Annotated in this window: 28 protein-coding genes and 1 pseudogene; 14 read left to right on the forward strand and 15 right to left on the reverse strand. The window is 58.3% G+C overall.

Annotation, left to right across the window (positions count from 1 at the left end; all coding sequences use genetic code 11):
* Positions 1-89: 89 nt before the first annotated feature.
* Positions 90-725, reverse strand: a complete 636-nt coding sequence (locus AC1D1B_RS30535; protein WP_477337172.1) for a BA14K family protein — start codon at positions 723-725, stop codon at positions 90-92.
* A gap of 661 nt (positions 726-1386) precedes the next feature.
* Between AC1D1B_RS30535 and AC1D1B_RS30540 the strand changes: the two genes are divergently transcribed.
* Positions 1387-1689 carry a hypothetical protein gene (locus AC1D1B_RS30540; protein WP_477337174.1) on the forward strand — a complete coding sequence of 101 codons (303 nt, stop codon included), beginning with the start codon at positions 1387-1389 and terminating at the stop codon, positions 1687-1689.
* A gap of 311 nt (positions 1690-2000) precedes the next feature.
* On the opposite strand, the gene AC1D1B_RS30545 is transcribed toward AC1D1B_RS30540, so the two are convergent.
* A complete protein-coding gene (locus AC1D1B_RS30545; protein WP_477337176.1) occupies positions 2001-2189 on the reverse strand; it encodes a hypothetical protein in 189 nt (62 codons plus the stop codon).
* A 186-nt stretch (positions 2190-2375) separates the two neighbouring features.
* Here AC1D1B_RS30545 and AC1D1B_RS30550 point away from each other — a divergent pair, with 186 nt between their 5' ends.
* From AC1D1B_RS30550 to AC1D1B_RS30570, 5 genes are all read left to right on the forward strand, one after another.
* Positions 2376-2927: a PAS domain-containing protein gene (locus AC1D1B_RS30550; protein WP_477337178.1), complete on the forward strand. Its 552-nt coding sequence runs from the start codon at positions 2376-2378 to the stop codon at positions 2925-2927.
* A 37-nt stretch (positions 2928-2964) separates the two neighbouring features.
* A complete protein-coding gene (locus tag AC1D1B_RS30555) occupies positions 2965-3447 on the forward strand; it encodes an HWE histidine kinase domain-containing protein (protein WP_477337180.1) in 483 nt (160 codons plus the stop codon).
* Between the two features lie 164 nt (positions 3448-3611).
* Positions 3612-3977 carry a response regulator gene (locus AC1D1B_RS30560; RefSeq protein ID WP_477337182.1) on the forward strand — a complete coding sequence of 122 codons (366 nt, stop codon included), beginning with the start codon at positions 3612-3614 and terminating at the stop codon, positions 3975-3977.
* A 205-nt stretch (positions 3978-4182) separates the two neighbouring features.
* Positions 4183-4692 carry a pyridoxamine 5'-phosphate oxidase family protein gene (locus AC1D1B_RS30565; protein WP_477337184.1) on the forward strand — a complete coding sequence of 170 codons (510 nt, stop codon included), beginning with the start codon at positions 4183-4185 and terminating at the stop codon, positions 4690-4692.
* Between the two features lie 137 nt (positions 4693-4829).
* Positions 4830-5156 (forward strand): SDR family NAD(P)-dependent oxidoreductase, encoded by a 327-nt coding sequence (locus AC1D1B_RS30570; protein WP_477337186.1) that lies wholly within the window; start codon positions 4830-4832, stop codon positions 5154-5156.
* A 197-nt stretch (positions 5157-5353) separates the two neighbouring features.
* On the opposite strand, the gene AC1D1B_RS30575 is transcribed toward AC1D1B_RS30570, so the two are convergent.
* Positions 5354-7120 (reverse strand): adenylate/guanylate cyclase domain-containing protein, encoded by a 1767-nt coding sequence (locus tag AC1D1B_RS30575; RefSeq protein ID WP_477337188.1) that lies wholly within the window; start codon positions 7118-7120, stop codon positions 5354-5356.
* A gap of 241 nt (positions 7121-7361) precedes the next feature.
* Here AC1D1B_RS30575 and AC1D1B_RS30580 point away from each other — a divergent pair, with 241 nt between their 5' ends.
* Positions 7362-9146, forward strand: a complete 1785-nt coding sequence (locus AC1D1B_RS30580) for a tetratricopeptide repeat protein (RefSeq protein ID WP_477337190.1) — start codon at positions 7362-7364, stop codon at positions 9144-9146.
* Positions 9143-10852 carry an adenylate/guanylate cyclase domain-containing protein gene (locus AC1D1B_RS30585; RefSeq protein ID WP_477337192.1) on the forward strand — a complete coding sequence of 570 codons (1710 nt, stop codon included), beginning with the start codon at positions 9143-9145 and terminating at the stop codon, positions 10850-10852. The genes AC1D1B_RS30580 and AC1D1B_RS30585 overlap by 4 nt, the downstream gene beginning before the upstream one ends.
* A 513-nt stretch (positions 10853-11365) precedes the next feature.
* Here AC1D1B_RS30585 and AC1D1B_RS30590 read toward each other — a convergent pair.
* Genes AC1D1B_RS30590 through AC1D1B_RS30605 form a run of 4 tightly spaced genes read right to left on the reverse strand, consistent with a single transcriptional unit; the run spans position 11366 to position 13490 of the window.
* On the reverse strand, positions 11366-12190 hold the full coding sequence (locus tag AC1D1B_RS30590; RefSeq protein WP_477337194.1) for a thermonuclease family protein: 825 nt from the start codon (positions 12188-12190) through the stop codon (positions 11366-11368).
* Positions 12191-12202: 12 nt separating this feature from the next.
* On the reverse strand, positions 12203-12577 hold the full coding sequence (locus tag AC1D1B_RS30595; RefSeq protein WP_477337196.1) for a DUF4236 domain-containing protein: 375 nt from the start codon (positions 12575-12577) through the stop codon (positions 12203-12205).
* Complete coding sequence (locus AC1D1B_RS30600) at positions 12532-12867, reverse strand: hypothetical protein (RefSeq protein ID WP_477337198.1); 336 nt, start codon at positions 12865-12867, stop codon at positions 12532-12534. Before AC1D1B_RS30600 ends, AC1D1B_RS30595 begins: the two co-directional genes overlap by 46 nt.
* Positions 12868-12872: 5 nt before the next feature.
* Positions 12873-13490, reverse strand: a complete 618-nt coding sequence (locus tag AC1D1B_RS30605; protein WP_477337200.1) for a hypothetical protein — start codon at positions 13488-13490, stop codon at positions 12873-12875.
* A gap of 170 nt (positions 13491-13660) precedes the next feature.
* On the opposite strand from AC1D1B_RS30605, the gene AC1D1B_RS30610 reads away from it, so the two are divergent.
* A complete protein-coding gene (locus AC1D1B_RS30610) occupies positions 13661-13924 on the forward strand; it encodes a hypothetical protein (RefSeq protein WP_477337202.1) in 264 nt (87 codons plus the stop codon).
* Positions 13925-14033: 109 nt separating this feature from the next.
* Positions 14034-14348: a hypothetical protein gene (locus tag AC1D1B_RS30615; RefSeq protein WP_477337204.1), complete on the forward strand. Its 315-nt coding sequence runs from the start codon at positions 14034-14036 to the stop codon at positions 14346-14348.
* 365 nt (positions 14349-14713) lie between these two features.
* Here the strand turns inward: AC1D1B_RS30615 and AC1D1B_RS30620 are convergent, their stop codons facing one another.
* Positions 14714-14938, reverse strand: coding sequence for a hypothetical protein (locus AC1D1B_RS30620; RefSeq protein WP_477337206.1), 225 nt, complete (start codon positions 14936-14938; stop codon positions 14714-14716).
* Positions 14939-14963: 25 nt separating this feature from the next.
* Positions 14964-15113 (reverse strand): hypothetical protein, encoded by a 150-nt coding sequence (locus tag AC1D1B_RS30625; RefSeq protein ID WP_477337208.1) that lies wholly within the window; start codon positions 15111-15113, stop codon positions 14964-14966.
* Between the two features lie 230 nt (positions 15114-15343).
* Here AC1D1B_RS30625 and AC1D1B_RS30630 point away from each other — a divergent pair, with 230 nt between their 5' ends.
* From AC1D1B_RS30630 to AC1D1B_RS30640, 3 genes are all read left to right on the forward strand, one after another.
* Positions 15344-15544: a hypothetical protein gene (locus tag AC1D1B_RS30630; protein WP_477337210.1), complete on the forward strand. Its 201-nt coding sequence runs from the start codon at positions 15344-15346 to the stop codon at positions 15542-15544.
* A gap of 513 nt (positions 15545-16057) precedes the next feature.
* Positions 16058-16249: a hypothetical protein gene (locus tag AC1D1B_RS30635; RefSeq protein ID WP_477337212.1), complete on the forward strand. Its 192-nt coding sequence runs from the start codon at positions 16058-16060 to the stop codon at positions 16247-16249.
* A gap of 169 nt (positions 16250-16418) precedes the next feature.
* Positions 16419-16661, forward strand: coding sequence for a hypothetical protein (locus AC1D1B_RS30640; RefSeq protein ID WP_477337214.1), 243 nt, complete (start codon positions 16419-16421; stop codon positions 16659-16661).
* 411 nt (positions 16662-17072) lie between these two features.
* Here the strand turns inward: AC1D1B_RS30640 and AC1D1B_RS30645 are convergent, their stop codons facing one another.
* On the reverse strand, positions 17073-17243 hold the full coding sequence (locus tag AC1D1B_RS30645; protein WP_477337216.1) for a hypothetical protein: 171 nt from the start codon (positions 17241-17243) through the stop codon (positions 17073-17075).
* A 396-nt stretch (positions 17244-17639) separates the two neighbouring features.
* A pseudogene (locus tag AC1D1B_RS30650) lies at positions 17640-17870 on the reverse strand (hypothetical protein); the annotation flags it as partial.
* Between the two features lie 231 nt (positions 17871-18101).
* Here AC1D1B_RS30650 and AC1D1B_RS30655 point away from each other — a divergent pair.
* Positions 18102-18392, forward strand: coding sequence for a hypothetical protein (locus tag AC1D1B_RS30655; protein ID WP_477337218.1), 291 nt, complete (start codon positions 18102-18104; stop codon positions 18390-18392).
* 543 nt (positions 18393-18935) lie between these two features.
* Here AC1D1B_RS30655 and AC1D1B_RS30660 read toward each other — a convergent pair.
* The 4 genes from AC1D1B_RS30660 to AC1D1B_RS30675 form a co-directional block, all read right to left on the reverse strand.
* Positions 18936-19283, reverse strand: a complete 348-nt coding sequence (locus AC1D1B_RS30660) for a hypothetical protein (RefSeq protein ID WP_477337220.1) — start codon at positions 19281-19283, stop codon at positions 18936-18938.
* Between the two features lie 23 nt (positions 19284-19306).
* Positions 19307-19510 carry a hypothetical protein gene (locus AC1D1B_RS30665; RefSeq protein WP_477337222.1) on the reverse strand — a complete coding sequence of 68 codons (204 nt, stop codon included), beginning with the start codon at positions 19508-19510 and terminating at the stop codon, positions 19307-19309.
* A 704-nt stretch (positions 19511-20214) separates the two neighbouring features.
* Positions 20215-20571 carry a DUF2934 domain-containing protein gene (locus AC1D1B_RS30670; protein ID WP_477337224.1) on the reverse strand — a complete coding sequence of 119 codons (357 nt, stop codon included), beginning with the start codon at positions 20569-20571 and terminating at the stop codon, positions 20215-20217.
* Positions 20572-20792: 221 nt separating this feature from the next.
* Positions 20793-20952: BA14K family protein (locus AC1D1B_RS30675; RefSeq protein WP_477337226.1), on the reverse strand; the 160-nt coding region annotated here is incomplete at its 5' end.

A 20952-nucleotide genomic window follows, 5' to 3' on the forward strand; every position in this document is an offset into this window, starting at 1 on the left:
GTCTCAACCCTTTCGACACGTCGGTCTCAACCCTTTCGACACGTCGAAGTTCCTATGAAATCGGCGGAAGCTCCATAGCGGCAATTCCCCTATTGGCACTGCCTTCGTGGGCCACCCGAATAGGGTTGGTACGTGTTGTCCTCCGGCCGATAGGAGCGGTAACGGCTGAGGCAATAGTCGACATGGTCAGCCGAAAGCTGGGGGCGGACGTCGTCCGTTGAGGCGTTTCCATCCATCGAAGAGTAGCTTGCATCAACAAAGTCGCCATTCGGCAGCTGCTCGCTAGCAACGTCGAGGTAGGGCGAGCGGCACTGGCGCTGCCGCCCTGCGTAGGACAGGTAGCTGTTGTCCTCTGGATTATAGGACCGGTACCGACTCGCGCACCATTCGACATGAGCGGCCGGCAACTCGGTCGTGGAATCGCCTGTTGGTTGAGAATCGCCTGTCGAGGGCTGGACGGCGGACGTCGTGATTGAGTCGGCTGACCCTTTCGCCATCGCGGAGRCGCCGGGCACTTTAGCCTGCTCAGCCGGAATGCGCTCGAAGGGCTGTGCCGCGGTGTTCACAGTTCGCGCGTCTCTAGTCCACAGATCCACGACACTGATGCTGGGTGTGGCCTTCTGCACGGGCTTGGCCGCGAGAATCAAGGCCGCAAAGGCAAGGCCGCTGGCGAAGACGGCCAGCGTCAGCACAAAGCCACCTACTATCCCCAACAAGGCTTTCATGCTCCGCTCCTCCTCTTCCGGAAGGAGAATGCAGGCCGTTCGATCCGGTTCCATGAAAGAGACGAGTCAGCCTAACGGTTACGACCGAAGGCTATCGCGCTGCCTGTAGGCGCCAGACCGCGCTGGCGAGCATCGCAGCGGTGATGGCGGCGATGGACAGCGCGTCAGCCGGCGATTAACATCCCGATGCCGACGCCTAGGCCACAGGGAAGCGCCAGGACGCGTGGGACGCTTCGGCGGCGTAGGACTGCGGCCAGTGGAAACGCGCGCTGGCGCGTCTCCTTCCGTTCCCGAAACGTGCAAGGCACGTTCTTACGTTAGGGAAGCCTAAACAAACCAGCCGTCGTCTGGCGATGCTCCAGGCGCCGCGCTATATCGGCCGCGTGGGCCACCAGCAGTCCGTCGCGTGCCCCCACGCGACGGACCTCCGATGGGAGCGGCTACATCCCTAAGGAATCGACCGCTTGTAGATGTATTGTGAACTGACGGGATCGCGTTAGCCTATGGTGTTATCGCGGTACTTCGCCATGGCGATGCGGTCGCACATCCGCAGCCAACGCCACTACATCTCATTGGAGCCGACTACACCAGCCTCGCCTTCAGAGAGGTTAGTTCGTGACGGCCCTGCGGCGGTGAATACTACGCCAGCTACCTCAAACGCATGAAGTACGGCGGCCGGCTTCGTGAAGAGAGAGCCCGGCAAGCAGACCGGGGCCTGTTCGCGAAGGAGGGCAAGTATGTCGGCAAGGCGGTCATCGCCACGACACGAGCAATCAAGGACCGCCTGTGGCAGCGCGTCGATCGCGATCGAACCGCTCAACCGGCCGGCGTGCCGACCGCGGTCGCTGATGGTGACGTTGAATGGGTGAAGCCGGGCATAACCGCCCGAGCCCGTCATCTCCGCGGCGAGGCGAAGCTGCGCCACGCCTCGGTGCAGGATTTCAGCGAAGAATCAAAACAATGAGAGGAAGCCCGCCACATAAGGGCGTAATCGACGGGCTTCCCTACTCCCAGAGATGCTCGGTGAGGGGACCAAGCACATCTAAACTTCGATGAAAGATGCAAGTTCCAAGGCGGACGAAAAAAGCATCTGCCACCATGTGAACCTGATCATCGCACTCCACTGCGCCATCACACTTGGCAAAAAACGCACAACCGAATCCCGTTGAACCCTTGATCGAGGCGCAAAGCAAACCCAAGCCTACGAGCCGGAGTAGAATGGCCGGTGCGGCCTTTGGGTGGAGACAGACCGAAACCGAAATTCGGCGGCCTGGTTCAACCCGCGCGACGTGCTTCGTTGTTGGGGGATTGCTCCCGGTTTGCGGCATCGACCAGACGGCGCATTTTGCGGCTGAGCGCGATGTTTTCGGCCAGCATCTCTTCCGTGCGCTGAAGTGCAAGTTCGGCGCAGCGGATCTGCTGCTCAGCATTTGCAATCGCGTCAAAGTTCGGGTTCGGGTCCACGGGACAACCTCGCTGTGCTGGTTGGAGCTACAGACGAGAGCAACGTCTCCCAAGGTGTATAGGTTCCGTCACGGTTGGCTACAGCCTGTCACACGCCGTCGCGGGGACGGGATCACATGCCGAGCGTTTGCCGGCTTCCAAATGAAGGGAGGCTGCCTGAGACGCGTTCATTTCGTCGGTGACGCATTGACGGCTGGGAAACTGGTTCAGGACTACATCCACCCCGATGATCAGCAGCAGGGTTCGGCGGCGATAGCGAAAGCTGTGCGCACAAAAAGTGTGTTCGAGCTTGAGCACCGTGTCCGCCAGGTCGATGGGTCTCTTGGCTGGACCCCTTCGAGAGCTATCCCAATACTCGATGAAAATGGCGACGTGGAAGAATGGATCGGGGCCGCCAGCGATGTAACCGCACGGCATCAGGCGCGGGTCGACTTGGAGAAGGTCACCGCGGCTTCAGACGCGCAGAAGCGGTTTTATGAGTCGCTGATCTCCAGTACACCAGATCTCGTCTACGCGTTTGACAGGGAATATCGCTTCGTCTTCGCAAACCGAGCCCTTTTGCAGATGTGGGGACGCAAGCTTGAAGACTCAGTTGGGCAGCGACTGATCGACGTCGGCTACGAACCCTGGCACGCGGAAATGCACGAGCGCGAGATCGACCAGGTCATAGCTACGAAAACGGACGATACGTGGCGAGGTCGCTTTCCCGCATGCGACTTTGGGAAAGCGCATTTATGACTACATCTTTACACCCGTGATAGATGAGAGCGGTGAGGTGGAGTTCATCGCCGGCACAACGCCAGATATCACCGACATAAAACGTGCAGAAGAACACCTTCGCCTGCTCGTCCATGAACTCAACCACCGGGTCAAAAATACGCTTGCGACGATCCAGTCGATCGCGGCCCAGACGTTTCGGGGCAACGCAGCCGATCCCTCGGCGAGAGCGGCGTTTCAAGCGCGCTTGATGGCTCTTTCTGAAGCGCATTCGGTTCTCACCGAAGCCAACTGGGAGGGAGCGCATCTTTGCCAGATCGTCGGCCGTGCCCTGGCGCCATTTGGTGGTGATGATGGGTTTGGAACGCCGATAAGCGTGGACGGCAACGATTTACAGCTCCGTCCTCAAACTGCTTTGGCCATAGCCATGGCATTGCATGAACTTGCGTCAAACGCGGCCAAATATGGCTCCTTGTCATCTCCGGGTGGGAGTGGAGCGTGGCACTGTCTTGGGCCAATACCGATGGAAAAGTGTCAATGAATTGGACGGAAGCGGGCGGGCCCCAGTGCGAAACCTTGGCAAGCGCGGATTTGGATCGCGTTTGATCGAGGGGTTGGCGCGTGAGCTGGATGGCAAGGTGAAGCACAACTTCGAGCCGAGCGGTGTGGTCTGCGCGATCGATTTTCCCATTTGAGACGGTGACGATGGTTGGAAATCTGGCTGGAACTCGCATTCTGATATTGGAAGATGAGACAATCATCGCGATGTCGCTCGAAGACATGGTCACCGATTTCGGCTGTAAGGTTGTGGGGACGTTCGCTCGCGTCGCTGACGCCGTGGCAAGGATTAAGATTGGCGATATCGACTGTGCGTTGCTCGATGTGAACTTGCACGGTGAGACGAGCTATCCTGCAGCAGACGCATTGGCAGCCCAAAATGTGCCTTTTCTCTTCCTGACAGGATACGGCAAGTCTGGCTTGGAAGTGGCATACAGAGATCGCCCGGCCCTCAGCAAACCGTTTGATGAAACGGTGCTGCAACGTGCGCTTTCCTCGTTAATTGCCGAATGAATCTGACTGGCCAGCGACAATCAGCGCGACGCCAATCGAGCCGGTCAACGTTGCGTGCTGACGCTTCTGTTTCAGTCGGCTGAACCGGCATCATCGAGCCCAAACCAATTTCGTAAACCGGAGCGTCGACTCGTCCATTCGCGTTGGAACGTCGAGGCGCGACGCGAGTTGTCAGCAATAGCATAAATACGCAGGAGGACATTGGATGGCAAAGCGCCGAGAGCAATCGACAGACCTAACACCAGCCGAGGCGACAGACCGTATCTGGGACCTCGCCAAAGAAATCGAGATTTGCATGTTTATGACATGGGATGGCACGTACAATCGCGCTCGGCCTCTCTCTGCGCGGGTGCACCGCGACGAAAACGCGATCTATTTCCTCGTCAATGATGACAGCGCCAAGAACCACCAGCTGTCGAATTATCCGAAGGTGACATTGGCCTGGAGTGACAGCAGCCATTACAAGTACGTCACCATCTCCGGTCCGGCTGCAGTGACCAATGACAGGGGAAAAATCGCCACGCTGTGGGAGAAGACTGACAGTGCCTGGTGGGCAAACGCTGACGATCCGGAAATCAGGCTCATAACCGTCAAACCGGAGGAAGGTGAATTGTGGGATAGCCCTGGCCTGATCGTCGCTACGGCAAAGATGGTGGTTGCTGCTGTCACCGGCGCCACGCCGGATGTTGGCGACAACGCCAAAGTTGGCCTCTGACCATCAGAGGCGAGCAAGCCCTCTTAGTTCGGCCCGCCCGTTAGTTGGTCAGGCGGATCATTCCTGGATACGGATCCGATGACAGTTCATCCCGCGAAGAAGTACACCAGCAAGCCCTTAAAGGAGCAACGCCGGCAATGGCCGCTCTGCAACGCGATATGGATACTGTTCCGGACTTTGGAGAGGGCTCAAACCGATTGGCTGGACGCAAGGCACTTGTCACCGGTGGCGATTCCGGGATCGGACGCGCAGCCGTGATTGCCTTCGCGCGTGAAGGTCCTGATGTCGCGATCAATTACTTTCCCACCGAGGAACCTGACGCGCAGGATGTTGCGGAGCCGATCCGTGCGGAAGGCCGCAGGGCCGTCCTGATTCCAGGAGACCTCACGGATCAAAGCTTCTGTCTTGATCTGGTAGAGGGAGAGGAGCCGAAATCCAACCTTCTCCATGGAGCGGCGCCATGACGACTACGTGAAACGCCTCTCGGATACGTTGCTGACGACCGACCTCGTCGGAACCGTCCTAAGGTCGGCTCTTCAAACTCAGCCTCGTTCCTTCGATGGGCGTCTCTATAGTTGACGGGCGGCAATGACCTAGCCTCCGTCTCGGCGCGGCCGTATTCCCTGCGCCATTTGCAGTCCTTCAGGGTCAGCACGTGCTTTCACTCATTCCGCAGGCCTGCCTTGCGCAAGTTCTCGCGAAGGTGTTCCAGATCGCTGGCACTCTTGTAAGGCGTCATCTGGGGGCCAGTTCGTTCAACGATTGTGGCTGATGGATCTATTTGCTTGATCCGCTCCACGGCTTCCCTCGCTTCGATCATATTCCCCAATGCAGCATGACTGGCTGCCAAATAGAGCCAGCGGTACACCGTGTCGATTGTCCTTAGGCTACGCAAAGCCGTGACTGCTTCATGGTATTGTCGGGAGTCGTAATAAATCTGGCCGAGCTCTTGAACGTACCACTCGGGATAGCGAGGATTAAGCCGCAACGCCTTTTGTGCTGCGTCAAGGCCTTCGGTGGTTCTACCCGCGCAACTCAGGCAGTAGCCAAAGTCCATGAGAATGTCTGCATCATTGGGATTGAGATCAAGGGCGCGGTGAAATGCTGCAATGGCAGGTTCGTACTGCCCGCAAAAAAGGTAGTGTCCTGCGAGTGCGTAATGGCCCCACGCATCCGCGTCGTCGCGTTCAATCGCGAGATTGGCGTACCGCAACGCATCAGCCAACGAGGACTCGGGGTTCTCGCTGAATCCATCTATTACGTCCATCATGTGCGTCCAGGCAACCTTCGCAAAGGCCTTGCCAAATTTGGGATCAAGCTCCCCGGCCTTGAGGAAGAGTTCGCGCGCGTGCTGATTGCCCTCCTTGGTATTACGGTCTATGGCCTCCATACCTCGCACGAAGTAGTCCAGCGCTTGAAAGTTCCGTGCCCCCGCGACTTCCGGGCGCTCGTGCCACGCCTTTAACAGTCGGCCTCCGTGCGCTGTGGCTAAACTGCCAATTATTCTTTCGGTGACATCGTCCTGCACGGCAAAGATATCATCGATGCCTCGGTCGTAGCGCTCTGCCCAAAGGTGCCGACCAGTCTTGCCGTCAATGAGCTGGGCCGTAACCCGGACACGGTCCTTCGACCTCTGTACGCTGCCCTCCAGGATATAGCGGGCACCCAGCTCCCGACTGGCATCCTGTATCTTGGTGGCTTTGCCCTTGTAGGCAAACGTCGAATTGCTCGCGATGACGAATAGATCGCGAAACCGAGACAATCCGGTGATGACGTTCTCTGTAATCCCATCCGCAAAGTAGTCCTGCTGACGGTCGTCGCTCATATTGACGAACGGCAGCAAGGCGATGGAGGGCTTGTCAGAAAGCGAGGTCAGCGAAGTGGGATTCGCTCCTGGACCGTCGAGACGTACCGTGTACGCTCGCACGGGCTGCTCAATATTCTTGAGCATCTGCTCGCCAATATCGTCGAATTGTAGGTCAAGCCGATTTCCGAGGTGATCTCGCACCGTGCCCGAAACTATGACACCTCCAACGGGAGCAATACCTTCGAGCCTCGCCGCCACGTTCACGCCGTCACCGAACAGATCGTCATCCTCGACGATTACGTCGCCGAGGTTGATCCCAATGCGGAATTGTATCGTCCGATGTTCGGAGGCCGTCCCCTTTCGGTCCGACATCGCCCGCTGGATGTCGACCGCACAGGCCACGGCGTTCACCACACTTGGGAACTCCGCCAGGAGACCATCGCCCGTCGTTTTGAAAATACGACCTTTGTGCTCGGCGACCTTTGGGTCGACCAACCTGGCCCGGATTTCCTTCAGTGCGTCAAGCGTGCCGACCTCATCCATGCCAATGAGCCGAGTGTAACCCGCCACGTCAGCGGCAAAGATGGCCGCGAGGCGGCGTTGGACGCGTCCTTCGGGCATTTAGTGCATCGCCTTCAAGAACAACAGGACAAGGATTGTACGGGCGACCGCCGGCCGAGTCCACGAGCCGCAACGTCGAGGATGCGTCGTCGTAAGCCGGAATTCAAACTAAGACACCACCCGGCGCGAGGGAGGCTTTGGTCGCGATGTACCCGAACTTGAACCAAGACCGCGCTTTGTTTGCTTGCTATGGTGAAGATCCAGACAGAGCTACCACCCGAAGTGAGGGGTCATACCGAGCATGACCGAGGGACCAGTGCAGCGTCGGTTGGCTGCCATCCTCGCTGCCGACGTGGTTGGCTACTCCAGGCTCATGGGTCTCGACGAGGGCGGAACACTTTCGGCTTTCAAGGCGCATAGGCGCGAACTGGTGGACGCCAAGATCGCCGAGCATCAGGGCAGGATCGTCAAGCTGACCGGCGACGGCTTGTTGGTAGAGTTCCCCAGCGTGGTAAATGCGGTGGCCTGCGCCGCCGACATCCAGCACAAGATGCGCGAGCGAAATGCCAACGTGCCGGCGGACAGGCGCATCGAGTTCCGCATCGGGATCAACCTTGGAGATATCATCATCGAGGACGACGATATCTTCGGCGACGGCGTCAACATCGCGGCGCGGATCGAGAGCATTGCCAGGCCGGGTGGCGTCGCCGTATCCGGTACTGTCCGGGACAGTCTCGGCAACAGGCTCGCACTTACCTTCGAAGATACTGGCGAGCAGACGCTCAAAAACATCGAGCGGCCGGTGCGCGTCTACAACGTCAACCTCTTTCCCGACGCGCCGTTCCTGCAACCGGTCGGAGTAGAGTCGGTCGCCAATGAGAAACCGTCGATCGCGGTGCTGCCCTTCAACAACATGAGCGGTGATCCAGAACAAGAGTATTTCTCGGACGGCATCACCGAGGACATCATCACGGAACTGTCGCGCTTCCATTCACTGCTAGTGATCGCACGCCATTCGTCCTTTGCATTCAAGGGCCAGGCGATCGAAGTAAAGGAGTTCGGCCGCAAGATGGGTGCGCGTTACGTCATCGAGGGGAGCGTGCGGAAATCGGGTAACCGAGTCCGCGTCACGTCACAGCTGGTGGACGCGGTCAACGGCAGTCACGTTTGGGCGGAGCGTTACGACCGCGACCTGCTAGATCTGTTTGGCATCCAGGACGAGTTAGCTAGCGCGGTCGCCTCTACGGTGGGCGGTCGGGTCGAGGCGGCTTGGCGTGAACGCGCGGTCAGACTCAGTCCGAGTGCGCTCAAGGCCTATGACCTTGTCTTGCGCGCCAGGGCGTTGGTCATGAAGTTCACCAGAAGTGACACCGAACAGGCCCGGATGCTGACGCGCCATGCGATCGAAATCGACCCGACCAGCTCTCAGGCGCACGCCTACTACGCATATTGTTGTTTTGTGACCCAAATGGCCCACTGGTCGGAGGATCGCGATCAGTGTCGTCTTGAAGCCATTGAATTTGCGAGGCGGGCGGTCACACTCGATGACGCCGACAACAACGCTCGCTGGATCCTTGGAATGATACACAACGCCAGGGGAGAATACGAGGAGGCGCGGTTTCATCTCGAAAAGGCCGTTCAAAACAATCCGAATGACACGGAAGCGAGGGGTTACTACGCGTATTTCCTTCACACCATCGGACAGCCCGAGGCCGCAATCGAACAGTTCGAGCTGTCGAAGCGGCAGAACCCGTACGACTTCACCTGGTTTCCATGGGGCAAAGGCTGGGCATATTTCACCGCCCGCCGATATGGTGACGCCATTGCGTCATTGAAGTCGATTCCGGAACCCATCAATGAAGTTCGAGGGATTTTGGCAGCAAGTTATGCCTATGCAGGACGACTGGCCGAAGCGAAAGCGATGCTGGAAGAATTTTTACGCGTTGCCGAGGACGACATGGCGGTATTCCCGGGCCGCCGGCTCAAGGATTGGGATGAGTTCTGGCGGGGCGCGGCCTGGTACCAGCATCAGGAAGACCACAACCATCTGATGGCCGGCCTGCGCAAGGCGGGGTTGCCGGAATGACTGCCAACCGCCGCCTCACCGTGATTATGATGGCCGATGTGGTTGATTATTCCCGCCTGATGGAAGCAGACGAGGCGGGCACTCTGGCGTCGCTGAAGGAACTGCGGACAGCCATAGTCGAGCCGACAGTGCAAGCGCAGGGCGGGCGCGTCGTCAAATTGATGGGCGACGGGATGCTCATGGAATTTGCCAGCGCGGTGAACGCGGTGACGGGGGCCATAGAACTGCAACAGAAGTTCACCACGGCGAACGCGGCGCTGGCGCAGGACCGCCAAATCGCGCTGCGCATAGGCATCAACCTTGGGGACGTTATCGGAGAGGAATCCGACATATACGGCCACGGCGTAAATATCGCCGCGCGCCTCGAGGCACAGGCGCCCCGCGGCGGCATCTTGGTGTCGGATGCGGTTCATGCCCAGGTAGGCGGCAGGGTCAACGCAAATTTCACATTCGCCGGCGAACTGCAGCTCAAGAACATCGCCGCGCCTCTCCGCGCGTGGCGCTGGATCGGATCGGAGACGACCGAGGCTGCGATGGGGCCGACGCCCCGCCCGGACGCCAAACCGTCGCCCGCCAAACCCTCGATCACCATCCTGCCGTTCACCAACTTGAGCGGCGACTCTAATCAGGAGTTCTTCGCCGCCGGAATCCGGCTTGATCTGGAATCGGCTCTCAGTCTCATTGGCGGAATTGAGTTGCGCGCGCAGGGTGCCCCTTCCGACTTCCAACTGACGGGCAGCGTCCGCGCCGCGTCAGGTCAGATCCGCGTCACAGCAAGGCTGATCGAGACGGCTGGCGGCAGACAGCTTTGGGGCGGCCGGTTCGATGGCCGCGCTGACGACATTTTCGCCTTGCAGGAGGAAATCACACGCCAGGTCGCGGTGGCCATGCAAGTCAAATTGACCAGCGGGGACTACGCGCGGCTGTGGGATGGTCAAACCAGAAGCCTTGCCGCCTGGGAATGCTGCGTTGTTGCCAACGCGTATCACGAGCGGTGGTCCGAAGCCGACAACCGCCGCGCCCGTGCCTTGCTACAGGAGGCGCTCGAGATCGATCCGGACTATGTCGCCGCCAAGGTGTTGCTGGTTAAGACCTGGTGGTATGATGCTCGTTACTACATGCAAGGCGATGATCGTGAGAACGCCTTGGCTACGGCGGAACGTCTCGCCAAGGAGGTGCTGGAGCGGCGCCCAGACAGCGCCAATGCTATAATGTCTTTGGGCGCAGTGGCATGGCTCCGCGACCGGCACGACGAGGCGATCACACTCTGCCGCCGCGCCGCTAGCCTCAGCCCTAGCGACGCATGGACGCTCGGCTTCTTCGGCGTCATGTCGATCTATTGCGGCGACGTGCACGAAGGGCTGGTCGCACTTGAGCGCGCCGCGCGCCTGTCGCCGCAGACCTTCACCTGGATCGATTATCACATCGGCCATGCCCGGGCATGGCTCGGCGACGACGCGGGCGCGCAGGCTAGCCTGCATCGTTATATAGCAGCCAATCCGCAGGATACGTGCGGCTACCTGATGCTGGCCGTCATCCACGGATTCGCCGGACGGACGGAAGACGCGCGCCGCGCCGTCGCGGAAGCGGTCGGGCGAAAGGCGGACATCGACCAGGATCAGGTCAGCCGCTCGAACCGCTACCGCGACCCCGTACGGTTGGAACGGGTGATCACGGTGCTGAACGCGGCCGGACTTCCCGCCTGAGCAGAGTTTAGGTTGACATCCTATCCGATGCTAGAGCCTTCGAGCCTGAAGGCGCACACTGACCAGTCACCCTTGAAGAATCCTGATTCAAACAAATGGAGGGGACAACAAACGAAGATCAAAGCTGGGGAGTGCCCCAGTTTCAACCTAAGGGTCGGTGGCTGGGTCGACGTGGGCGTCGAAGATCCGCTGGGATCAGCGGCGAAGGACACGTCGATATCGTCAAACCCGCAAGCTAGGCAGCGCGGGAGCGCGGTCTCGCTCGGCGGCGTGTGATGTCAGGAGGCTGCGATGAATGCCCAACCCTCTTGTGCCGAGGCTCCTCTGCTCTACGATGCCCAAGCTAGAGAGCCGTCAGCGTTGGGCGCGACGCGAGTGAGTTGTCCGCTTCTTTGTTAACTCGACCCTAGCAATCGCGGATCAAACGGTTTCGGGCTCCATCTTCTACAACCAGATATTCATTCCAAAGTCCTCCCAAAGGTTAGGTCTCGTTGGCGGCTTTCAGCCGCCCTGTCAGCATAAGCTTTCACAAGGGATGCCGTCCTTGTCTCGGTCCAGTTTGCCGCCCCAAGAACAATTGGCGAGATACCAGTTTGCTTCATCACAGGAACTGATCTGCGGGCACGTCCGCCGCGGCTGGCAGGAATAGCTTTGCGCCCCTTGGCTGTTGATGATCCCGAGAGGCCGGCTGATCCCTGGTGCCTTGTCAGCATGCCCAGCACGCCAATCCCAGGGCGCCTGAAACTTTCCGACCCACAGACCGACCTTCGCAGCCTCAGCCTTCGCCTGTTGCCCTGCATAGGCCCCGTGGCTGTAACGGGGCCAATCTAAGGCCTGACCGTGCTCGACCATCCATGATGCCACGTTGGTGCCGTCCGCACGTCTGCAATTGCCTACGAAGCGGCCATAGCGGTCCCAAGAGACAAAGGAGCACTGCACGGGCTTGGAGGTCGCGAGGAACCTGTCGAGCGCCTCGGCCGCTCGTCGGCCGCAAGGATATTCGAACCCCTTGGCGTCATCGCAATATTGCTTGCTCTCGGGAGCGTCGATGCCGTTGAAGCGGATGCGCTGGCCATGGATCTCGATCGTGTCGCCGTCGATCGCAGACGCGACACCGGCGATCGGCGCCGGCTTCGAGCCGAACCAGTTAGATGCATTGATCTCTGGGAAACTTTCGCTGTGCTGGATTGCGGTCTGCGCGACCAGAGCGCCAGTCGCAGCCGCAGTCACCACGAATAGGCGTAGCGGCACGCTCGCCCATCGGCGCGCACGGCTATGCTTGGCACCGGTTCGCTTTAACCAGCGATCAGATCGATTGTCGTATCGGTATTTGTCCACGCTTGTGACCCATCAATATCCCAACAACCGTGCGAGGAGGCCGAGGAGCAATATGCCTGCTACCACCCTGAATGACCCGACAAATAGCCGGACCAAAAGACTTGGGCGCGACCCGGGTGTCTGGCTCACATCCTCGCCCACTGCTGGAGCGGTATCTTTCGCGCCGATCTTTTTCGTGTAGCTGAGTCCGGTGCCGGGAACTACGCCGCTCACGCGGCTACCGGCTGTTCCCGATGTCAGCCCAAAGCCTTTGACACCGGCCCGAACACTCAAGCTTTTCCTGCCAACGTTTAGCCGAAGACCTGGGGCGATCTTGAAGCTGCGACGAAATCGGAAGCTCATCACATTGCTCCCCCTGGGCGGCTTTCGGCGGAGCGACCACCACATCGCGAACCATCGGCCGCCATGTTGTTGTCCTTCGGACAGTTCCCCCCGGCTGGGGCGGCATTGGCTGGTCCCCGCAATTGTTGAACGACACCAGCAATGCGCTGCCCGTCGCCCTCGATTTGCGTATTCTGGCTATTCGGATTGAAAGGGTCGACCGTCTGGGCGAGGCTGTTGGCGCGACTGGCGTCGCCGGCAGCGAGCGTCACGCTGTCGTAGTGATTGAGATAGTCCGCTGCGCATCCGCTCGGTGCCAGAACGATGCCAAGGCAGATCGCCAGGTTCCGCTGCATGGTCCCTAGACCGGCGCCGGGTTTATGCCGGCGGCTCTCAGTTGCGCACCAAGCTTCGCTCGAGTTCCACAGGCGGCCTTGTCGCCGGCGACGCACTTGTTATTCGCGTCTGACCAGTCTAGCAGCGCCGTATTGATCCAGCTGCCAGGTGCGCGCTGGATCCCATAGGGTGTCGGTGGCGCGCCAGCTGCCAAGGCTGCTGCAGCCGTTGCACCCTGGCCATGCGGAGCACGCTTCCACCCGCTTAGGATGAGGCAGTTCTTCATATATTGGTCTTCGGCAGCCAAGTTACCCAGGGCATTGCCGATTCCAGCACCCGCGACAAAGCCCGGAGATCCGATAGCAATATAACCTTGGTCAACCGACCCCTTATGCATTTCGCATTGAGCATGGGCGACGTCGAAACTAGGCCCGTAGCCTATCTGCATGTAGTCGGCTTGATTGCTTGTTTGGCAGCCGCAGAGCGCTGCCATGGCACCAAGTGCCATAAACGCGTTTATTTTCATCCCCAGCCCTCCCAAGGCCGAGGTAGCATCTCTTAAAGTTGAAATTGGTGCAAGAGTGAAGAACAAATCTGGTAAACTCTGCCAAATTCCGCCAGCCGGCATTTCGTAGACTTGCATGCAACGCCAGATATACCCCAGTATTTATCCATCACTCCGCGTGGGATTTAAGAAGCGCGACAGCGAATTGACGGAACGCCCCGGCAAGGGCTGGACACCTTGGGCGAAGGGTCCGGGCGACCACGATATTGAGAAGGTTTGGTGGGCGGCTCGGGTGCTGCACGTTCCACTTGCTCAATGTGTCCTGTTTTTTCGACAGTTCGGATCTCGTGGGCATCGCCCATTGGGGCTACCGCGGCGAGAAGTGGACCATGAAGAAGAAACCGGCCGACTGGCAACCATTGCCAGAGGTGGACCGGCTGGCCCGTGAGGCAGAGAAACAGCGCGAGCTCGACCTATACCGACAACGCGTCGAGAAACGCTGCCTGCAGGCCACAGCGAGCCGCCTAGAGACGCATGGGGCGCATACTGTGCTCAACAGCCTGCAAGGGTGAACATGCGCTGGCGGGCCTGTGGCGAACGGATCTTTCCCCATTTCTTGGAACCGTCGTTTCCCTGAGATGTTTCGTCACTGAAGGGACGTTGCGAAATACGGAGTTCACCATGAAACGGCTTCTCTGTGCTGCAGCCATTGCGGCATTATCCACTGGGTTCGCCTTTGCACAATCGACCAGCACCACCACGGGTGGATCGTCAACAACGACGGGCGGATCGTCAACCACCACGACGATGCCGAGCACTACGACTGATCCGGGAACGGATTTGACCACCACGAGTGGCACGAAATCGAGTTCGGCCAAGGACTGCGCGCCGGGTCAACAGAGCGGTGTCGCCAAACAGGCCGCACCCGGCCAGCAGGATACCGATGCAAAATCTGCAGCGCCTGGCCAGATGAAAACGACGACGGAAGGTTGTTGACGCTGACCCGGGGCTTATTTGTTGTGAGGAACCTTAGACCGATTTGGGTGGATCTCGGCGAAAAACAACCCCCGAGTTCGGACGAGCCCGCTGGGAACTCCAAGCCCAGCGGGCTTTTTTGTTCTTGGTCGTCCCCGGCCTATTTGGTGGGTGGCTTTGGCCGGAAAACCAGCACGGCGCCAAACTCCGGCTCTAACGGCTCATGACCCGGACCCTCGTGATAGAACACCTGCCGTGCATCGCATTGGTCAACAAGCTGGCCGCAGTTCGGACAGTTATAGAAATTGCCTCGCGGATCGCCGGGCTCGGCGTGTCGCTTGCCAATGATCGGGGGCCCGAGATCAAGACAGCTTCGTCATTGACACTTACGCCTTGATATTTGGGGCAGGCGGCTTCGCTCGCGCCTCGCGCATATGCTTGAAACGCAGGAAGGCTTCCGCCGCATAGTCGCAACGGGCACGCGATGGGCCATTGCTGTGCAGGATCACCTCCGCGGCATCCTTGGATAGCCCATGCTTTTCCATGAAAAAGTCGAGGTCATAAGGGCAGATGTCGGAATTCGAATCTGTGCTTGTTGACGGCTTGCCCAAGGTTGTCTCCCTTTTTTATGCGAGGTTATCCTTGCTCGCCCAGAAAGGCAGCCACGAGTTCGTGCTCGCGCGTCAGGCCGCCCTGAAACGCGCGTACCAAAGACGCAGCGAGCCATTGCTTTTCAACTTCTGTGGCGCCGTCCGGCGACACCCTTTCAAGCACCCGCCGCAGCATGGTGATATTCGACGGGCTTAGGATATCTCGCGGCCATCGAATGTCCGCGTACGGCGCGTCAACGCTAGCTGGTTCTGCAACTCGATTCTCATCCATCCCGCCGGAACGCATGATGAATGGGTTTGTTTCAGCGCCGCAAAATTTTCCTTACGGAACCATTTCAGCGGCTGCTAATTTAACCGCCGGGAATGTGGGTGTGTGCATGCGTCGCTGCAGGATTTCCGGGAAGCATGAGCAAGCGCGGCAGCGAGTTTCTCTACCATTGGATATCAGACCGTTTGCCTGACGATCCGATTATTGACCCGGTCTTGCTGGTGATCGACATGGCGGTGGACGCGAAACGGGAGGCGGAAACCCAAGGCATTCCGGGTCAGGAGATCGATGAAGAAATTGGCCAGATTTTCGAAGCCATCATGCAGGGGCTGCGCTAGCAGGCGACACGCTTCGCTATAGGACTTCCGGAGGAGGATTAGCCATGCCTATCAGACGAAAAGCCGTGGATGCTGGAATCCTTGAACCTTCCGAATTGGCCTTGCTGGGGAGGGTTTTCGCGCAGATGAAAACCCCTAACCAATCAGCCGATTCTCAGAGCAGACTGGCCTCTCGTATAATCGCCAATTTTATGGCCGGTGTCGTTGACGAAGCGGAGCTGATTGAGCTTTCAAGGCACCCTCTGGGTCGCTAGCCTGTGCCAATTCGGGACATAACTGGCGGCATCAGTCTTGCAGCGTAGGCTTGCCGGCTGACCCCGGTCCTGGTCGCGTATTTCTGATCAGGTAGTAGGCTCGCCGGGCTTGAGGTCGTGGGGGTCTTCGCCCGGCGAGTTCTCTTCAATCGTGTCACACTCTATTTTGCTCGTTTCGTACGTCTTTTTTTATTGAAATCCAGAATTCGGCGGACTTATAAAACCCGGCGTTGCCATTGCTTTTCGTAGGGAGGCTGTGATGGATAACGTGCTTCCATTCCGCAAGGCCTTGCCTTGCATCGAAGTGGTCGAAGCCTGCGGCGAATGGTTCGTTCGCGTGGTCGAGGAAGACCAGGAAATTACCCGCTCATTCGATCTTGAATCGTTTGCGCTCGCCTTTGCGGAAGGCCAGCGGATACGGCTAGGGCTTACCGATTTCAAACGGCTGTAGGGCACCGTCCGTCCCTTCATCGCCGGTCTTTGCCCTGCCACCTTCGGGGGACGGCGGGGCGCTTTCTGACAGGCCGGCAGCGTTGATCCCTATATTGAATTTGCCACAGGACGGAATTATTATTGCCAGTCACCATTTTGTTTCCAGCCCTTGGATGGGAGGTTGCACCATGGATAAGCTGGGTGTTTCGATTTCGGCTTTCGACTGCGACGTACTGCGCAGCGCCTTCAAAAATTCCGTCTTTGAAGATAACATTCCCGAGGATGAGTGGCGCGAATACGCGGCGCAGATGATCCGCGATCTCACCGGGAGTGAGACGGTCGATCCTGACTTGGTGGAATGGATCGTGCGACGTAGCCAGAATGCTAGACTGGGCGCATACTCAGCCGATGAAGCCGCCAGTTCCAGCTGATCTCGCAAACGATAACGGCACGCCAGAAGATCACCTAGAAGCCGCAACGGCTGCTCTGCACAAGGCTGTGGAAGGCTTGACGCTCCGACGAAGTTGATAGTGGATGTGTTGCCCGTCACACGTCCTGTAGGCGCTACCCAGCCGTAGGGCGAAGCCGGTGCAGCGTTAACGCGAGACAGCAACTGCACCGGCCAAGCGAAAACTCAGCTATGAATGTACCTTATCGAACATTAGCAATCGCTCAAGCGAGACTGAGTGCCCAAGGCAACAGGGCACAAAGGTGCAACCTATAAAATTGTTTGGAACCGAGTCGCCTATCGCGAGTTGTGCAGGCAGCGGTCGATTTCCCTAAGGGAATGTAGCCGCTCCCATTGGAGCCCGCTGCTTGACCGCGCAGCGGGCTTTCCATGCCTAAGGCTTTTTCAGCACCCGCGCCTCGCGCAAGAGCGATGGCCAATTGTGCGGACCCAGGAACGCGACAAGCTCACGAGCCTGCGCTTCATTGATGCCAGTTTCAGTCATCAGACGGCGCGCGGCATTGCCGCTCGCTGTTTCAGGCGGCCTGCCTACGTCGTCAATCATGTCAGATTTCCCTTCCGACTGACCCAACGGAACGCAAGGGACAAAGGTTCCGCGAGGCAGGGCGCACACAACCATGTGAATTGAGGTTTGGAAGCTCTCCGCCTACCTAACGGCCATGAGTAGGGCTGAAAGGATCATCCTCCTAATCACGCTGGCTGTGCTGATCGCGTTCGTATTTACAGTCTGGCTTTTGAATGCGTCCGACTGGACCGTGCACCTTTGATTTTCAGTCTCAGCGCTACCCAGCCGTAGGGGAATGGCCGGTGCGGCCTTGGGCTTGCGTTGGGGTTGCAGACCGCACCGGCCACTGCGGGTGATTGGATCTCCCTCCCCGCACTGCCTAAAGTATAGGCATATTAGCAATTGCGCAACTAAGCCTGTCGGCCTACCCGCCGTAGGCGGCCTAACCGATCCTGTGCTGTTCCACCGGATGAACGCCACTTCCTTCCCGGTGACTTCCCGCACGGCTTTCAACAGCATCTCATGCAAGACGCGCGTCTGCCTGTAGTGGTCGCAATGCGGGGAAATGAATGGCTTGATGATGCTCAAGTGTAGCGCTTCTGCTGCCGCCAAAAAGCGCTCGATTTCTGCCTGCGAAAATTGCTGCGAACCTTTTGACCTGCCCATGGCGATCTCCTGTTGGAATCGCCGCAACAGGACAATATTCCTACGTGCTTAACCGGATGGCAAGCGAGATCGCTGGCCTACCTCACAGGAAGCACTAGGGCCACGGCAAAAAGACGAAGTTCCTTACGAAAACCGGCCGAATATGAATATCCATTCACTCGTGTTAATTTAGCTATTACTAAAATTGATGGGGGGATTGAAAAATGTCTACATCACGTCGTGCAGTGCTCCATGATGAGTGCAACTGTCGCATACGCCGCCATTTCTGGAATCGCCTTTGCGAGAGGAGGAGGCAGGGGTGGCAAGGGCGGCAAGGATGGCGCGATGGACACTGGTCCCGGCATAGTTCCATCGAGCGGAACCAGCCCCAAGCAAGTAAAAACTTTCAAATCTTATCAAGGCAAGCAATGCAACCCTGACTACAAACGGCTTTGCCCATCCACACCGACCGGCAAATGCGATCTTGCAGGCAGGATCGAGCAATTGTCACCCAACTGCAAAGCCTTCGTGAAGGCGCACTGACAGGGCAAGGTGAAGACCGAAGCCGACGCGCTGGAACAGGCGATGCTTCCAGGATGGCGCGAATGCTCGGATCGGAGATCACGCCGAAGGCGTAGAAGCGATGGGAGCTAGCCCTTTGCTTTCTCACAACTTTTGCAGAATTGTTTTCGCAATTAACCTTGACCAAACGACGTAGTGATATTGTGTCGGACAGTACTTGCGTGATTGCTAATATAATGAAACGCTCCACCCGTTGGGGAATGGGGCGATGGAAGAAAGCCCAGATAGATTTAGCTGCATTCTTGAGCCGACCGGCGCTTGGATGGTATGGGATGACGTTACCGCCGAGCCCGCAACCTTGGGCGGGAAAATACTTATGGGCTGCACACGGGAACGCGCCGAGACTGCTCGCGACGTGCTCTTGCGGATTTACAAAAATAGGCTGAACGCTCGATCAGCTCGGCTGCCTTAGCGCAGCAGCACGTAGACGCCGAGCGCGGCTATCAAGAGGCAAGCGCCCAGGCCCACTATGTCGCGCTGGCGGTAGCGCCAGACCGCGCTGGCCTACTTGTGAGGCCGCTTCGATGGGAGGGGCACCTCCGATGGCAGGGAAAGTTCTGGCGTGTTGATCTGAGGTCTTTTGATAATCCACATCGTAACGTAGCCCGCGATCGAAGCGACTGTCGCGAATAGCACAACCATCATGGCGATGAAGAACCAGCCCCGTCTCGGTCGCGGCTCTGGTAGGGGAACAATTTCGGTATTCGGAATGGGCTCGGTTGGCTGCGGCAAAGGGGCAGGATCAGGATCGGGGAACCTACGATCGAACGCGGCCTGCTTCAGACGCGTTTCCTCGTCAAATTGATATTTGCGCGCACCCCGCCAGTTAGCCTGGAACTCTTCTTTTGCCATCGTCCTAGCCCCCGCTAAAATATTCAGCGTTCGTGGAATTTGCAAAGCACCACGTAGTTCTTTTCCGAGCCAAAGGTGGGCATTACCGTATCGGGGAACGTTAAAACTTGGGAAGACATATCGCAAAAGCGGAGAATTGCGTCGGGCAAATCGCCGGCACCAATCGAGGACATTTTGACGTTGTCGCCTGGCTGGCAGTCAGTATCGGCCAGCAGGCCAGCAGCCACCCTACAAACCTTTCCGGCCAGAGCCGGCGTTGATAGCGCCGCCAACAAGCATCGCGCCAGTTGAACGCAAACGCAAGCCGGCTCCTTTTTTGGGAGAATGCTTGACGATTTCAGCAAGGGGAAGATGACCGGCGCCAAAAGTGGAGGTTGCCTGAATGGCGCCGGCCAGACGGAACAGGTCCGCCGCGACACAAGCGCTAGCTGATTCTTGACGCGACGTCATGTGAGGCGAGAAATTGTGCAAACGCCAAGATAAAGAACCCCGCTTCGGCGGGGTTTTTCATGACAGTACACGTCATCGCAAAGCCCGAAATTGCGGGGAACTAAGCCCCTCGAAGAGCGTTTTCCTTCCCAGCAATTAACAGGAGGAAATCATGCTAAGAGGCGGACTACTCTGGCTCCTCGGAATCCCGATCCCTATCATCATCATCCTATGGGTTTTGGGGTATTTGCATTAGCCCACAGCATCTCAACGACAAAGCCCGCTTCGGCGGGCTTTTTCTTTGTACAGTGAAAAAACCCGCTGCCTGGGGGAGAGAGGCAGCGGGTTGATTTCAAGCTCGGGGGGGTGGTGAGCTTGGTACCGCCATCGCTTGGGAGGAGTAGATGGCCGACACCTAATAAAGTAGCGGCTACAATTCTGCGCCACAATTGTGCGAAGGTGTCGCCGACCTAAGCGAAGGTTTACCCGCCGAGGCGGGGTTCTATTTGCTGAAATTCTGCTGCCCGGCGGCCAAGCTCCGCGCCGCATCCTCTATTGCCGCCCGGTCATCGCCCAGCCGGTCTATAAGGTCTTGTGCCTGATCGCCGGTGATGCCGGTTCGCATCGCCAGGACCTCGACAGTCATGACGTCAGAAATGGAGGTCTCGCCGCGCTGCGGCTTCTTCGCCTTGCCCGATAACACCGTAGTGGTGCCTTGGCGGGCCTCCAGTGCAGCCTCGCGCTCGATTTCAGCCTCAGCTTGGTGCCAATGTTTCTCCGGATCGCCATGCTCGCCGCCTTCGCGCTCCCAAATTTCGTATGCGCGTCGCTGAATTTTTTCGTCCCGTTCGTCGTCCATGGTGAATCCTCCCGTAATGGTATTGCTCAACGCGGAAGGCGCCGAAATGATCCAGCACGGAATGGTGATTTGGGATTGATGCCGTGTGACGGCGAATTAGGGTTACGAGACCCGACATCGCTGTTGAGGGACAAACAAATGCTCCGCCGCCACTAGTCTCAACCCTTTCGACACGTCGAAGTTCCTATGAAATCGGCGGAAGCTCCATAGCGGCAATTCCCCTATTGGCACTGCCTTCGTGGGCCACCCGAATAGGGTTGGTACGTGTTGTCCTCCGGCCGATAGGAGCGGTAACGGCTGAGGCAATAGTCGACATGGTCAGCCGAAAGCTGGGGGCGGACGTCGTCCGTTGAGGCGTTTCCATCCATCGAAGAGTAGCTT

It is taken from the genome of Mesorhizobium sp. P2_C5_2, from assembly GCF_056404535.1.